Origin of the sequence: Pantoea sp. 9140, from assembly GCF_000745295.1 — a bacterium.
GTDB classification, from domain to species: domain Bacteria; phylum Pseudomonadota; class Gammaproteobacteria; order Enterobacterales; family Enterobacteriaceae; genus Pantoea; species Pantoea vagans.
In genome coordinates, this window is sequence record NZ_JQNO01000001.1 from 313,920 (window position 1) to 327,280 (window position 13,361).

11 protein-coding genes and 1 other annotated feature are annotated in these 13,361 nt (G+C 58.1%); of the genes, 6 read left to right on the forward strand and 5 right to left on the reverse strand.

The window, feature by feature from the left end; translation table 11 throughout:
• Nucleotides 1-8 precede the first annotated feature (8 nt).
• Both uca and atzF read right to left on the reverse strand, forming a co-directional pair.
• Nucleotides 9-3,626, reverse strand: coding sequence for an urea carboxylase (gene uca / locus FA92_RS01365; protein ID WP_033781803.1), 3,618 nt, complete (start codon nucleotides 3,624-3,626; stop codon nucleotides 9-11).
• Between the two features lie 2 nt (nucleotides 3,627-3,628).
• The gene (atzF, locus tag FA92_RS01370; RefSeq protein WP_033781805.1) at nucleotides 3,629-5,425 is read right to left on the reverse strand and encodes an allophanate hydrolase; all 1,797 of its coding nucleotides are present in this window, start codon (nucleotides 5,423-5,425) and stop codon (nucleotides 3,629-3,631) included.
• 271 nt (nucleotides 5,426-5,696) lie between these two features.
• Here atzF and sltY point away from each other — a divergent pair, with 271 nt between their 5' ends.
• Both sltY and trpR read left to right on the forward strand, forming a co-directional pair.
• Nucleotides 5,697-7,616, forward strand: coding sequence for a murein transglycosylase (sltY, locus tag FA92_RS01375; protein ID WP_033781807.1), 1,920 nt, complete (start codon nucleotides 5,697-5,699; stop codon nucleotides 7,614-7,616).
• Between the two features lie 45 nt (nucleotides 7,617-7,661).
• The gene (trpR, locus tag FA92_RS01380) at nucleotides 7,662-7,982 is read left to right on the forward strand and encodes a trp operon repressor (protein ID WP_013356705.1); all 321 of its coding nucleotides are present in this window, start codon (nucleotides 7,662-7,664) and stop codon (nucleotides 7,980-7,982) included.
• Here trpR and yjjX read toward each other — a convergent pair whose 3' ends face one another.
• Entirely contained in the window at nucleotides 7,983-8,501 is a 519-nt protein-coding gene (gene yjjX, locus FA92_RS01385) for an inosine/xanthosine triphosphatase (RefSeq protein ID WP_013356706.1), read from the reverse strand.
• A 204-nt stretch (nucleotides 8,502-8,705) separates the two neighbouring features.
• On the opposite strand from yjjX, the gene gpmB reads away from it, so the two are divergent.
• Entirely contained in the window at nucleotides 8,706-9,353 is a 648-nt protein-coding gene (gpmB, locus tag FA92_RS01390) for a 2,3-diphosphoglycerate-dependent phosphoglycerate mutase GpmB (protein ID WP_013356707.1), read from the forward strand.
• Nucleotides 9,354-9,392: 39 nt separating this feature from the next.
• On the opposite strand, the gene robA is transcribed toward gpmB, so the two are convergent.
• Nucleotides 9,393-10,274: an MDR efflux pump AcrAB transcriptional activator RobA gene (robA, locus tag FA92_RS01395; RefSeq protein ID WP_013356708.1), complete on the reverse strand. Its 882-nt coding sequence runs from the start codon at nucleotides 10,272-10,274 to the stop codon at nucleotides 9,393-9,395.
• Nucleotides 10,275-10,468: 194 nt separating this feature from the next.
• Here robA and creA point away from each other — a divergent pair, with 194 nt between their 5' ends.
• Nucleotides 10,469-10,942, forward strand: coding sequence for a protein CreA (gene creA / locus FA92_RS01400; RefSeq protein ID WP_033731476.1), 474 nt, complete (start codon nucleotides 10,469-10,471; stop codon nucleotides 10,940-10,942).
• A 71-nt stretch (nucleotides 10,943-11,013) separates the two neighbouring features.
• Here creA and arcA read toward each other — a convergent pair whose 3' ends face one another.
• Nucleotides 11,014-11,730: a two-component system response regulator ArcA gene (gene arcA, locus FA92_RS01405; protein WP_010253677.1), complete on the reverse strand. Its 717-nt coding sequence runs from the start codon at nucleotides 11,728-11,730 to the stop codon at nucleotides 11,014-11,016.
• A 609-nt stretch (nucleotides 11,731-12,339) separates the two neighbouring features.
• On the opposite strand from arcA, the gene FA92_RS01410 reads away from it, so the two are divergent.
• Together FA92_RS01410 and thrL are read left to right on the forward strand one after the other, a co-directional pair.
• On the forward strand, nucleotides 12,340-13,044 hold the full coding sequence (locus FA92_RS01410) for a tRNA/rRNA methyltransferase (protein ID WP_033781810.1): 705 nt from the start codon (nucleotides 12,340-12,342) through the stop codon (nucleotides 13,042-13,044).
• A 188-nt stretch (nucleotides 13,045-13,232) separates the two neighbouring features.
• The gene (gene thrL / locus FA92_RS22390; protein ID WP_071822204.1) at nucleotides 13,233-13,301 is read left to right on the forward strand and encodes a thr operon leader peptide; all 69 of its coding nucleotides are present in this window, start codon (nucleotides 13,233-13,235) and stop codon (nucleotides 13,299-13,301) included.
• Nucleotides 13,240-13,358: a sequence feature (Thr leader region), on the forward strand. (Overlaps the previous gene by 62 nt.)
• The last annotated feature ends 3 nt before the right edge of the window (nucleotides 13,359-13,361 follow it).

The window sequence follows — 13,361 nt, forward strand, 5'->3', positions numbered from 1 at the left end:
GCCGCTCCTTATTCCAGCCACAGCAGGTTGTCGCCTGGACTCACCGGACGGCCCGACTGGCAGGCAATCCGCGTGACCCGACCGGCCTGCGGCGCGACAATCGCCAGCTCCATCTTCATCGCCTCGACGATAATCAGCGTCTGTCCGGCGCTGACCGCGTCGCCCGGCTGTACCAGCACTTTCCAGATGTTGCCATTGAGGTCCGCCTGCACCGCCAGCCCGGCTTCCTCCTCTGTGCTGACGCTGGCCTGCGCCTCATCCGCCGCTGGTGGGTTCTGTTCTTCCTGCGCCCAGAGCTGCACTTCCTGTTCAAAGGCGGTGGCCTGGCGCTGGCGGAACGCGGCAATTTCAGTGGCGTGATCGGCGAGGAACTGCTGGTGGGCAGCAAAATCAAACTGCGTCTCTTCAATCCGCAGGCTGGCACGACCTTCCCGGAAATCTTCGCGTAGCTGGTTCAGCTCGGTTTCACTCACCGGATAGAAGCGCACCTGATCGAAGAAGCGCAGCAGCCACGGCGCATCGGCCGCGAACTGCGGATTCTTCAGGAAGGTGTTCCAGATGGGCAGCGTGCGGCCTACCAGTTGATAACCGCCGGGCGAATCCATGCCGTAGATGCACATGTACATGCCGCCGATGCCGACGGTGCCTTCGGCGGTAAAGGTGCGCGCCGGACTGTATTTAGAACTCAGCAGGCGATGGCGTGGATCGATCGGCACGGCACAGGGTGCGCCCAGGTAGACATCGCCCAGGCCCAGCACCAGATAGCTGGCGTCGAACAGGGTGTCGCGCACCTGCTCGCGGCTGCTTAAGCCGTTAATACGCTGGATGAAGTCCACATTGTTCGGCAGCCATGGCGCGCTGGCACGCACCGTCTCCTGATAGCGGCTGACCGCACCCAGCGTGGCGCTGTCTTCAAATGCCATCGGCATCCACACCACGCGCGACGGGACTTTCAGCGTGCTGACATCGCCCAGCGTCGCTTCCAGCGCCAGCAGCAGCGACATCAGGGCGGACTGGTGAATGATACGGCTGTCGTAGCGCACCTGCAGCGATCGCACACCCGGCGACAGCTCCTCCACGCCTGGCTCCGCCTGCGCCGTCAGGGCATTCATCAGCAGGTGGACGCGCAGGCGCAGCGCCAGATCCAGCACGTTGTCGCCATACTCAATCAGCACATATTTGTCGCCCGCCTGGCGATAGACCACTTTCGGCGTGCTACCGGTAGCCTCAATGGCGGCCAGAATGGTGGCGGAGCCGTGGGCGGTTTCGGCCAGTGACGGCACGGCAAAGGTCGGTGGATGTTCCGGCCGCAGGGTTTCAATCAGGTGCATCTGCGCTTTTTCCCGCGCCAGCGCATCGTCGGCCGTAATCGGGTGGAAGCGGATGGTGTCGCCAGGTTTGACCTGGCCCACTTTCCACAGTTCGGCTTTGGCGATGGTCACCGGACAGACAAAACCGCCCAGGCTCGGGCCGTCGTGCGTCAGGATCACCGGGAAGTCGCCGGTGAAATTGACCGCGCCAATGGCATATTCACAGTCGTGAACGTTGGAGGGGTGCAGGCCCGCTTCGCCGCCGTTGGCGCGGGTCCAGGTCGGTTTCGGGCCAACCAGCCGCACGCCGAGGCGATTGGAGTTGTAGTGTACCTGCCAGTCGCTGGCAAAGAACTCGTCGATGGCGGCCTGGGTGAAGAAGTCCGGTGCGCCGTGCGGGCCGTAGAGCACGCCGATGCGCCATTCGGTGCCGTAGTGCGGAATCAGCACGGCATCGAGCGGCTGCGGGTCGCTGACGGGGGCAGGCGTGGTGCAGGCTGCCCGTTCAGGCTGTGAGATCGCCAGCATATCGGCCACCCGCAGGGTGCGTCCGGCATGACCGCCAAACTGGCCCAGTGAGAAGGTGCTGCGACTGCCCAGATACTCCGGCACGTCGAAGCCGTTGCGTACCGCCAGATAGCTGCGGCAGCCCTGCCGGGCGCGTCCCAGTGCCAAAGTCTGTCCGGCTTTCACCGTCAGCGGCTGCCAGTAGCTGAGCGGTTCACCATCAAGCCGGGCGTCGCAGTCCGCGCCGGTCAGCGCCAGAATGGCATCACAGTGGAAACGCAGCGTCGGCCCCTGCAAAGTAAACTCCAGGCCTGCAGCCGTGTCATGGTTACCGACGATGCGGTTAGCCAGCCGGAACGCGAAGTCATCCATCGGGCCGGATGGCGGCACACCGATATCCCAGTAGCCGAGGCGGCCAGGATAGTCCTGAACCGAACTGAAGGTGCCGGGCTGCAGTACCTCCACCACGGAGGCGGCAGGGACGACGCTGTCGAGATAGCGCGTCCAGACGTTGCCAGTGCGAAAGGCGTCGCTGGTGGTAATCTGGCGCAGATAGTCGAGGTTAGTGGCGATGCCATGCAGCTGCGTGGCATCCAGCGCCTGATGCAGTTTTTCCAGCGCCGCATCGCGGGTGTCGGCATGGACAATCAGCTTGGCGATCATCGGATCGTAGAAGCTGGAGACTTCACTGCCGGTTTCGATGCCGCTGTCGACCCGCACGCCGTCAGGGAAGGTGACGCCGGTAAGCAGGCCAGGGCTGGGCTGAAAGTTCTTCAGCGGATCTTCCGCGTAAAGCCGCACCTCAATGGCCGCGCCCTTGGGTGGCTGCTGCAGACGTGACCAGTCCACCGCATCGCCTGCCGCTACCTGCAACATGCACTCCACCAAATCGAGTCCGGTGACGCATTCGGTGACCGGATGCTCCACCTGCAGACGGGTGTTCACTTCCAGAAAGTAAAAGGCCTGCTGGCTGACGTCGTAGATATACTCCACGGTGCCTGCGCTGCGGTAGTTGACCAGCTCACCCAGCCGTACCGCTGAGGCGAGCAGGGCGTCACGCGTCGCCTGCGACAGCCCGGGTGCAGGCGTCTCTTCCACCACCTTCTGATTGCGGCGCTGCAGGGAGCAGTCGCGTTCCCCCAGTGCCACCACGTTGCCCTTGCCGTCACCAAAAATCTGCACTTCAACGTGGCGGGCGCGATCGATACAGCGCTCCAGAAACACGCCGGCATCACTGAAGAACTGTTCGCCCAGACGGCGTACGCTCTCCCAGGCGCTGGCGAGCGCATCGGCATCGGCGCAGCGCGTCAGGCCAATGCCGCCGCCGCCCGCCGTGCTTTTCAGCATCACCGGATAGCCAATGTCATCGGCAGCTTGTAACGCCTCCTCCAGCGAAGCAAGCAGCGGTGTGCCTGGCGTCATCGGGACACCCGCGCTGGCAGCCAGCTCACGGGCGCGGTGTTTCAGACCGAACTCACCAATCTGCTGCGCGGTGGGGCCGACAAAGGCGATGCCCGCCGCGTCGCAGGCGTCAGCAAACGGCTGGCTTTCAGAAAGAAAACCGTAGCCCGGCCAGATCGCCTGCGCGCCGCTCTGCTGCGCCGCCGCCAGAATTTTGTCGATGCGCAGATAGCTGTCGCTGGCTTTGTCGCCGCCCAGCGCGATAGCGATATCCGCCTGCTTAACGTGCTGCGCATTGCGATCGGCGTCAGAGTAAACTGCGACGCTTTTCACGCCCAGGCGCTTCAGGGTGCGAATGGCGCGGCAGGCAATCTCGCCGCGGTTGGCAATCAGTACGGTGGTGAACATGATCAGTGACTCCCCTGTGAGGCCAGCCAGTTGCGCCAGCCGCCCGTCTCAGTAATTTCCAGCGCGCTCTTCAGCGCCGAGCCTTCGCAGATAAAGCCTTTCACCACCCGGCCATCAGCCAGCGTCAGGCTGCCGATACCCAGCGGTGCGGGGATCTCCGCCACAAACTCGCCAAAACGCGCGACCGGGATATCCCACAGTTCAACGGTGATCGCAGCGCCCTGTTCGTCACGCATCAGGCCGGGCTTTTTGATCGCGCCCTCCAGCAGGGCGAACAGGCGATAGTGTGGCGCGGTCTGCGTCTCTTCGACCCAGACGGCCTTGCGTTCAGTGAGCTGGAAATTAAGCGGCATGCCGGTCAGATGCGCGCCCACGACCGCCAGCCGGACGTGGTCGGATGAGGCGGGCAGCGAAGTGCGCCGGGCCGGGAAGGGCTGGCCGGTGGCGCCCAGCGGCAGAGCGAGCTGCTGCTGCCAGCGAAGACCAAACTCCGCCAGCGCCCGATCGTGCCAGGCAGGCGCAATCAGCGTGATACCCGCCGGGAGATCGTCGTTGCGGAACGGGCCGGGCAGCGCCAGTGCAGAGAGGTCGGCAAGATTGGTGAAGTTGGTATAGGTGCCGAAATGCGAGTTGTAGAGAATCGGCTCCTGCTTCATCTCCTCCAGGGTGTGGATGGTGGGCGAGGTGGGCACCACCAGCGCGTCGAACTGTGCCAGCGTCTGCTGGATCTGGCGCGTCAGTTCGGCCCGCAGATATTCCGCCTTATAAGCATCGACCGCGCTATATTTCAGGCCGCTGGCGACGATCTCATGCACCACCGGGTCCATCTCCGCCGGACGATCAAGCATCCCGCCCACCGCCGCCGTGCGTTCGGCGACCCAGGCACCGTAATAAAGCTGTTCAGCCAGCTTGCTGAATGGGGTGAAGTCGATGGGGTGCAGCGTTGCGCCGCCCGTCTGCAATGCCTCCAGCGCCTGATCCCAGGCTGCTTCGGCCGCCGCATCATCAAAAAATTCCGGGTTCAAAGGTATAGCAAAATGGGGATGAATCGGCAGGCTGGCCGGGGCGGTGCGCGGATTCACGCGCGAATAGGCGTCACCGGCATCATAGCCTCCCATGATACTGGCGACATGAAAGGCATCTTCTGCCGTCAGCGCAAACACCGAAATAGTGTCGTTGAGGCGACAGGCGGGCACCACGCCACGCGCAGAGAACCAGCCCTTGGTTGGCTTGAGTCCGACTATATTGTTAAAGCCTGCCGGCACGCGACCCGAACCGGCGGTATCGGTGCCCAGCGAAAAGGCAACCAGCCCGCGCGCCAGCACGGATGCCGAACCGGAGCTGGAGCCGCCACTGACATAATCAGCATCAAAGGTGTTGCTGACCGCGCCATAAGGCGAACGGGTGCCCACCAGACCGGTCGCGAACTGATCGAGGTTGGTTTTGCCGATGACGACGGCACCAGCGGCTTTCAGCCGGGCGACGGCGACCGCGTCTTCGCTGGCGGTATAGGCAAAGGCAGGGCAGGCGGCGCTGGTCGGCCAGCCCGCCACATCGATATTGTCTTTAACGGCAAAAGGCACACCAAACAGGGGCAGCGAGCCGGGATCGCGCTGATAATCCGCCAGCAGTGGCGCAATCTGTGCCGCTAACTGATCCGGTGTCGCGAGGTAGATCCAGGCATTATCACGGGTGTCGAGTGCTGCCAGGTGTTCAGTCAGCAGTGAGGTTATCTGTTGCGGAGCCTGCTGATAGCGCTGCTGCCAGGCAGGAAGTGTCAGGCCGATGGTTGAAGTCATATGAAGAATTCCAGCTGGTATACAAGATGGGATTCAACAGAGCAAAGGGTGTGCCACTTTTTTAACGCAATGATTCAACAGTTTAATGCGTTCAGTGATAAGATTTTCTGATGATAATTTGCACAATGACGGCGCGCACGCTGATCGATGAAGGTGCGTTTAGTGTCCGTGTGCGTAAATTTTGTGAAGAACATGGCAAGAGTCCGGTGGCCCGGTTAGCATGAAAGACTGTCTGGCAACTCGCCGGCGCCCAGCAACAGAGGAGATTTACGTGGTGAAGTGGCGTAACTGGATGATAGGGATCTGCCTGGTCGGTTCGGCCAGCAGCGCATGGGCCGATTCGCTGGATCAACAGCGGCAACGTTATCAACAAATTAAACAGGCCTGGGACAGCAACCAGATGGCGACCGTGGATCAGCTGTTGCCGACGCTCCAGGATTATCCACTCTATCCTTATCTGCAATATCGCCTGCTGGCACAGGATCTCGATCAGGAAACCGCCCTGGCCGTGCAGAACTTTATTCGCCAGTATCCGACGCTGCCACCCGCGCGCTCGCTCAGTACCCGCTTTATTAATGTGCTGGCTTACCGTCAGGACTGGCAGGGCGTGCTGAATTTCAGTCCGACCGAACCGAAGCCAGTGCAGGCACGCTGTAACTGGTATTACGCCAAATGGGCCACCGGTCAGCAGCAGGCCGCGTTTGATGGTGCGAAGCAGATCTGGCTGCGTGGCACGGCGCTGCCCGCGGACTGCGATAAGCTCTTCTCGGTATGGCAGGCGTCCGGTCAGGTTTCGCCGATTACCATCCTGGAACGTATCCGGCTGGCGATGAAAGCGGGCAACGACAGCCTGGTGAGTTATCTGGCGAAGACGTTACCTGCTGACTATCAGACCATGTCTGACGCGATACAGTCCCTGCAGCAGGATCCGTTAACGGTCAGCACCTTTGCCAGCGCCGTCGGGCCAACCGACTTCACCCGTCAGGCCACGATTTACGCCTTTACGCGCGTGGCGCGGCAGGACATGGAAAATGCCCGTAGCCTGATTCCGATTCTGGTCCGGGCACAGAAGATGGGGCCGGAAGATGAGCAGGCGCTGAAGGAGATTGTGGTCTGGCGCATGATGGGCAGCGATCTCACTTCTGAGCAGGCGCGCTGGCGCGATGCGGTGGTGATGAACAGTGAGTCGACCGCGCTGGTGGAACGCCGGGTGCGCCTGGCGCTTTCTCAGCATGACAGACGCGGCCTGAATACCTGGATCGCCCGTCTGCCGCTGGAAGCCAAAGAGAAAGATGAGTGGCAGTACTGGCAGGCTGACCTGCTGTTTGAAAAAGATCGTAAAGAGGAAGCAGAAGAGATCCTGCGCAAGCTGATGCAGGCACGTGGCTTCTATCCGATGGTGGCCGCCCAGCGGCTCGGTGTTGACTACCCGTTGCAGGTCGATGAAGCGCCGAAGCCTGACAGTGCCACGGTGCAGGGACCGGAGCTGGCCCGCGTGCGCGAACTGATGTACTGGGGGCTGGATAATCTGGCACGCAGCGAGTGGAGCAATCTGATTGCCAGCCGCACCCACACGCAGCAGCAGATGCTGGCGCGTTACGCCAATGAGCAGGACTGGTGGGATCTCAGCGTGCAGGCGACCATCACCGCCAAAATGTGGGACAGTCTGAAAGAGCGCTTCCCGCTGGCATGGCAGAGCGTCTATGAGCGTAACACTGAGGTCAAACAGATCCCGCCAAGCTATGCGATGGCGATTTCGCGCCAGGAGAGCGCCTGGAACCCGAAAGCGCGTTCGCCGGTCGGGGCCAGCGGTCTGATGCAGATTATGCCTGCCACCGCGGCGCATACCGTGAAGATGTACAACATTCCTGGCTACAGCAATACCAGCCAGCTGCTGGATCCGGAAACCAATATCCAGATCGGCACGCAGTATCTGGAATATGTCTATCAGCAGTTTAACCAGAACCGGATCTTCGCCTCTGCGGCCTATAATGCCGGTCCGGGCCGGGTGCGAAGCTGGCAGAAAACCAGTGCAGGCAATCTCGACGCCGTCGCGTTTATTGAGACCATTCCGTTCTCTGAAACGCGCGGCTACGTGAAGAATGTGCTGGCGTATGACGCCTATTATCGTTACTTCATGGGCAAGCCTGACAGGATCCTGTCAGATGCTGAGTGGAATCGCCGTTACTAGCTGTGCTAAGCTTCCGTACTCTTTAGCGAGTACGGAAGCCTCTTCATGACCCATTCTGATTCCCCCTCTACCGATGCGCATCCGCCAGAAGATAGCTGGCAACGCTTTGTCGTGCTGATGCAGCAGGCCTTTGCCGATGGTCATGCATTGCCACTGATGCAACTGATGATGACGCCTGATGAGCGGGAAGCATTCGGCACCCGACTGCGGATTATCGAAGAGTTGATGAACGGCCAAATGAGCCAGCGTGAGCTGAAAAATGAGCTCGGCGTCGGCATCGCGACCATTACCCGCGGCTCCAACAGCCTGAAAGAGGCGCCGCCAGAGCTGAAACGCTGGCTGGAAGCGCATCTGGGACGCGTCTGATTACTGCTGATAGAGCGGATGGACGAACGGGCAGAGTGCCAGAATCAGCGCCTGATGATAGACACTGGAGCGACTGAGCAGGCCGTTCGTGAACGCCCCGATAGCACCACCCTGGTGTTTGATATTGTCGATGCCGGTTAACCGCGCCATCTCTTCGCCCAGCTCCCGGCCTTCGCGCAGGCCTGCCAGCACGACTGGCGGCAGGGTAAAACTGGCTGAGCGCGATTCGCCGCGCTGCTTCTGGTTTTCCACGACCATCCAGGCAAATGCGGTGTCATCTTCGATGCCTGCCTCAATCGCCACCCAGAACGCCGCTTCAGGCCGGACCTGGCGGGCATTCATGACGCGCTGACGTGCGCCTGTTCGCGTTTCCAGATGGGTTAACGGTTGTGCTGCTACGCCGCTATCGACCTCGACCCCTTCAATATGGCAGGATCCCTCGCCGAAAACGTCGCTGAAAGCCTGAGCAATCGCGTGAATCTTCGCTGGGTTGGTTGTGGCTGCGACAACATGGTACATAATTGGTTGAACCCTCAGGTGATTAAGAGCCTGGCCCATCAGGCAATTTTACGGGCTGGTCTGAACCTGAGCAGTGCCACGATCCTCGCGTACTCCGTGTACGCCGGGTTATTCCGCACGCTCCGTGTCCAGACTGCCTGCAACAATGACGCCTGATGGGGCAGGCTCTGAGACGATTTTTGTCGCAGTATAACGGAAACTAACATGCTACAGGTCTATCTTGTTCGTCACGGTGAAACGGTATGGAATGCGGAACGCCGCATTCAGGGGCAATCCGACAGTCCGCTGACGGAAAAAGGTGAGCAGCAGGCTTACCAGGTGGGTGAGCGCGTCAAACATCTGGGCATCACGCACGTGATTGCCAGCGATCTGGGGCGTACGCGCCGCACCGCGGAGATTATTGCGGATGCCTGCGGATGCACAGTGACGCTGGATCCGCGGCTGCGTGAGCTGAATATGGGCGTGCTGGAGAAGCGTCCGCTGGATGGCTTAACGGCGGAGGAAGAGCAGTGGCGCGCCACGCTGGTCAACGGCACCGAAGGCGGCCGCATTCCAGAAGGCGAGTCGATGACGGAGATGGCGACCCGCATGCACGCCGCGCTGAATGCCTGCCTTGAACTGCCTGCCGGAAGCCGTCCGCTGCTGGTCAGTCACGGTATGGCGCTGGGATCGCTGGTCAGCACGATTCTCGGTCTGCCCGCGTATGCAGAACGTCGCCTGCGACTGCGTAACTGCTCAATCTCACGTGTCGATTATCAGCAGAGTGCCTGGCTGGCAGAAGGGTGGATTGTGGAGACGGCGGGAGATATTTCCCACCTTGACGCGCCTGCGCTCGACGAGCTGCAACGCTGATGTCGTGAAAGCTGCCGTCCTGAGACGGCAGCCCTGACCTTAGCTGGCGACGGTCTGGCGGCGAATCGGAATCAGGTATTCGCACCGGATCTCAGTCGGTGGCTCGCTACGCTTTTTACCGCCATGAGTATAAAAGCGTTCGATATCCTGTCCCTGACGACGGGTCAGTCCCAGCGTTGGCATGCAGGTGCCGTAAAGCAGCAGGATAAATTCCTGCAGATTGACGCGCGGGCCATTGTAGGTGAACTGCACGTAATCGCCCGCTTCCAGAATAACACTTTGTCCGGAGTGCAGGTTGACTGCGCTGTCAGCAGGCACCGCCGTGGTGTAGAGAATCTCCTGCTCATCATCTTTGTCCTGGCTGGCACGCACCTGATGCAGGCCATACAGCACCGGCGGCACCGTGTCCGTTTCCAGCAGGAACTGCTTCCAGAAGTGAATCCGCATCTCATCGCGATAGCTTGAGATCTGCTCCAGAATACAGGTGTAGTTCTGGGTTTGTCCCACCAGTACCGTTTCCGGCAGGGTAACGAAAGCCGGTTCCGGCTGCGTCTCATCGTCCAGGCGAATCGGGGGACGAATACCGAATGAGTTCCAGTCGGAAGAGCGACGATACCAGGCCGGTGTCTGAGCAAACTGCTTTTTGAATGCGCGAGTAAAAGTTTGCTGTGAATCAAAACGATACTGCAGGGCGATGTCCAGAATCGGGCGACTGGTGAGGCGCAGCGCGACAGCAGCTTTCGACAGACGACGCGCACGGATATAGGCACCTATTGCGTGACCGGTTACGTCCTTGAACATCCTTTGTAAATGCCATTTAGAGTAACCGGCTTTCTGGGCAACATTGTCCAGTGAAAGGGGTTGATCCAGATGGCTCTCCAGCCAGACAAGCAAATCGCGAATGATACCGGCTTGGTCCATAAAACATCCTCATACTCTGGTGGTGCAGCTAAACGCATTCGAAGAATATTAGCACTCATTGCTCAAAAGACGTGGGCCGTTTTCCGGGGAAGGTTGTGCTAAATCAGTACGGGCTTAAACCCGTTTTGGTTTGGTCATTAGTTCGATTAACAGTACATTACATTCTCATCTATTCCATTTGCAATGGTAACTCCATGACAATAACGCGTCTTATGATCGCTGCGCTGACCACGCTCACCTTTTCCAGCCCGCTGCTTGCCGAACAGATTGGCTCTGTTGATACGGTATTCAAGATATTCGGGCCTGACCACAAGATCATTGTTGAAGCATTCGATGACCCGGATGTTAAAAATGTAACCTGTTATATCAGCCGGGCGAAGACCGGCGGTATCAAAGGCGGACTGGGGCTGGCAGAAGATACCTCTGATGCCGCGATTTCCTGTCAGCAGGTGGGGCCGGTCGAACTGAGTGATAAAATTGCGCAGGGCAAAGCGGAGGGCGAAGTGGTCTTCCGTCAGCGCACCTCTTTAATCTTCAAGAAGCTGCAGGTTGTACGCTTCTTCGACAAAAAGCGCAACGCTCTGGTCTATCTGACCTACTCCGATAAAGTGGTCGATGGTTCACCGAAAAATGCGCTCAGCGCCGTGCCGATTATGCCGTGGCACTGATTAAACTGCGGTATTGAGCATAAAAAAAACGCCCGCAGGGGCGTTTTTTATTTATCGCATCTGACAGGGGATTAATCCTGTAGATCGCCACAGAAGCGATAACCTTCACCATGGATGGTGGCGATGATCTCAGGCGTGTCCGGCGTGGATTCGAAATGCTTGCGGATACGACGGATGGTGACATCAACGGTGCGATCGTGCGGCTTAAGGTCGCGGCCGGTCATTTTTTTCAGCAGGTCGGCACGGGTCTGAATTTTGCCTGGATTTTCGCAGAAGTGCAGCATGGCGCGGAACTCACTGCGTGGCAATTTGTAGTGCTCGCCGTTCGGGTTGATCAGTGAGCGGCTGTTGATATCCAGCTCCCAACCGTTAAATTTATAACTCTCTACCTGACGGCGCTCTTCGCCTGGCATCGCCAGGTTCATGGTGCGCGACAGCAGGTTGCGGGCACGAATGGTCAGCTCACGCGGATTAAACGGTTTGGTGATGTAGTCATCAGCGCCAATTTCCAGACCAAGAATTTTATCGACTTCGTTGTCACGGCCGGTCAGGAACATCAGGGCGACATTGGCCTGCTCACGCAGTTCACGGGCCAGCAGCAGGCCGTTTTTACCGGGCAGGTTGATGTCCATAATAACCAGGTTAACGTCATTGTCGGTCAGCACCTGATGCATTTCAGCACCATCAGTCGCCTCGTACACCACATAACCTTCCGCCTCAAAAATGCTTTTGAGGGTATTACGCGTGACCAGTTCGTCTTCAACGATAAGAATGTGCGGGGTCTGCATGTTTAGCTACCTAAAATTTGCCAACAAATTGAAAACAGGGCGTACAGCGGTATGGCGTTCTCCATCATCGAGAGCGGCGGGCCGCGCTGAACCGTTGTACGAAATCATATTTTGATAAGCCATCTATCAACGTCAACAACAGGTTTAGCTCAGCCAGTCAGGATGAAAATTGCATGCCCCGGGCGTTAATGATAATGGCGCATATCCTAACTGTATTAACAGCAACCTAACAGCACCAACTACAACCGATAAGCATAAAAACAACGCTTCGTTGACTTATATCAAATGCAATTGTAGCACGTTAACACTTTTGTGAAAAACTTCTCGCAGATTGCCTGTTTAGCTCACAAAAAGCATCATTTTCGTTACATTTATTACGCTTGTGACCCAAAATGAAACCAGTGAGTAATCACATTCTATCTATTTGAATTTAAATAGATTAATAATGCTTTCTTTAATAAGGCTGCTTTCGGCGATAAAAATATTCAGGACATCACTTTTCACTGGTTTTAACATTGTTAACACCCGATTTTCTTATTACCTTCTGACAACTGAATTATTAATAGCCATGTTAATATGGCGTTATGTAAATGGACCAATGGAATAAATATGCTTTTTCCCCTGATTCTCGTCTCGCCCGCGCGGCCAGAAAATATCGGCGCTGCGGCGCGTGCCATGAAAACCATGGGATTCAGCCAGCTGCGCATCGTTGCCAGCGACGCCTGGCAGGATCCGGCAGCGCGCCGGGTAGCCCATGGCGCGGGTGAGATCCTCGATAATGTTCAGACCTTTGCTACTCTTGCCGAGGCATTAGCGGATATCGATTTTTCGGTCGCGACGACGGCGCGCAGCCGGGCAAAGTTCCGTTACTACGCCACACCCGAACAGGTTGAAACGCAACTGCTGGAAAAGCGTCAGTGGGTCAACAGCATGGCGCTGGTGTTTGGCCGCGAAGATAGCGGGCTGACCAACGAGGAGCTGGAGCAGGTCGATCTGCTCACCGGCATCCCGATGGCAAATGACTATCCCTCACTGAATCTCGGTCAGGCAGTGATGGTTTACTGCTATCAGCTGTCGAAACTGAATCAGGTTGAAGCGCCGGTCGCGTCCGCCGCCGACGGGCAGCAGCTGCAGGCATTGCGTCAGCGTTTCCATCAGCTGCTGGCACAACTCGACGTCAGTGATGATGAGAAACTCTCAGACTGGATCGATCAGCGGGTGGGTCTGCTGGAACAGCGTGACAGCGCGATGCTGCATCGTCTGCTGCACGATATTGAAAAAAAACTCACAGATAAATCCTCGGCAAAAAGCTGATTTTACAGCAACAGATCGCAGGGAATGTCTGCATTACAAACGATCGAGCAGCGTTTTACGGTTTGACCGGAGGCTGTGCGCAGTGGTGGAAAACTGTCCGCCGGACAAATCGGGTTGACTTAATGTGCGCTTTGCTTTACTTCTGGAAGCAAGACGGACAGTTAAAAACAGACAGAAAATAAATCTAAATGCGTAAAATCAGCCTGAACACCACAATTATTACCACCACCATTACCTCAGGTAACGGTGCGGGCTGACGCATACAGGAAAAACAGAAAACAAGCCCGCACCTAAACAGTGCGGGCTTTTTTTTCGGC

Bases quoted from the DNA above. Each gene is read 5' to 3' on its own strand.
- uca (WP_033781803.1), bottom strand. From the start codon at position 3,626: ATGTTCACCACCGTACTGATTGCCAACCGCGGCGAGATTGCCTGCCGC.
- atzF (WP_033781805.1), bottom strand. From the start codon at position 5,425: ATGACTTCAACCATCGGCCTGACACTTCCTGCCTGGCAGCAGCGCTAT.
- trpR (WP_013356705.1), top strand. From the start codon at position 7,662: ATGACCCATTCTGATTCCCCCTCTACCGATGCGCATCCGCCAGAAGAT.
- yjjX (WP_013356706.1), bottom strand. From the start codon at position 8,501: ATGTACCATGTTGTCGCAGCCACAACCAACCCAGCGAAGATTCACGCG.
- gpmB (WP_013356707.1), top strand. From the start codon at position 8,706: ATGCTACAGGTCTATCTTGTTCGTCACGGTGAAACGGTATGGAATGCG.
- robA (WP_013356708.1), bottom strand. From the start codon at position 10,274: ATGGACCAAGCCGGTATCATTCGCGATTTGCTTGTCTGGCTGGAGAGC.
- creA (WP_033731476.1), top strand. From the start codon at position 10,469: ATGACAATAACGCGTCTTATGATCGCTGCGCTGACCACGCTCACCTTT.
- arcA (WP_010253677.1), bottom strand. From the start codon at position 11,730: ATGCAGACCCCGCACATTCTTATCGTTGAAGACGAACTGGTCACGCGT.
- FA92_RS01410 (WP_033781810.1), top strand. From the start codon at position 12,340: ATGCTTTTTCCCCTGATTCTCGTCTCGCCCGCGCGGCCAGAAAATATC.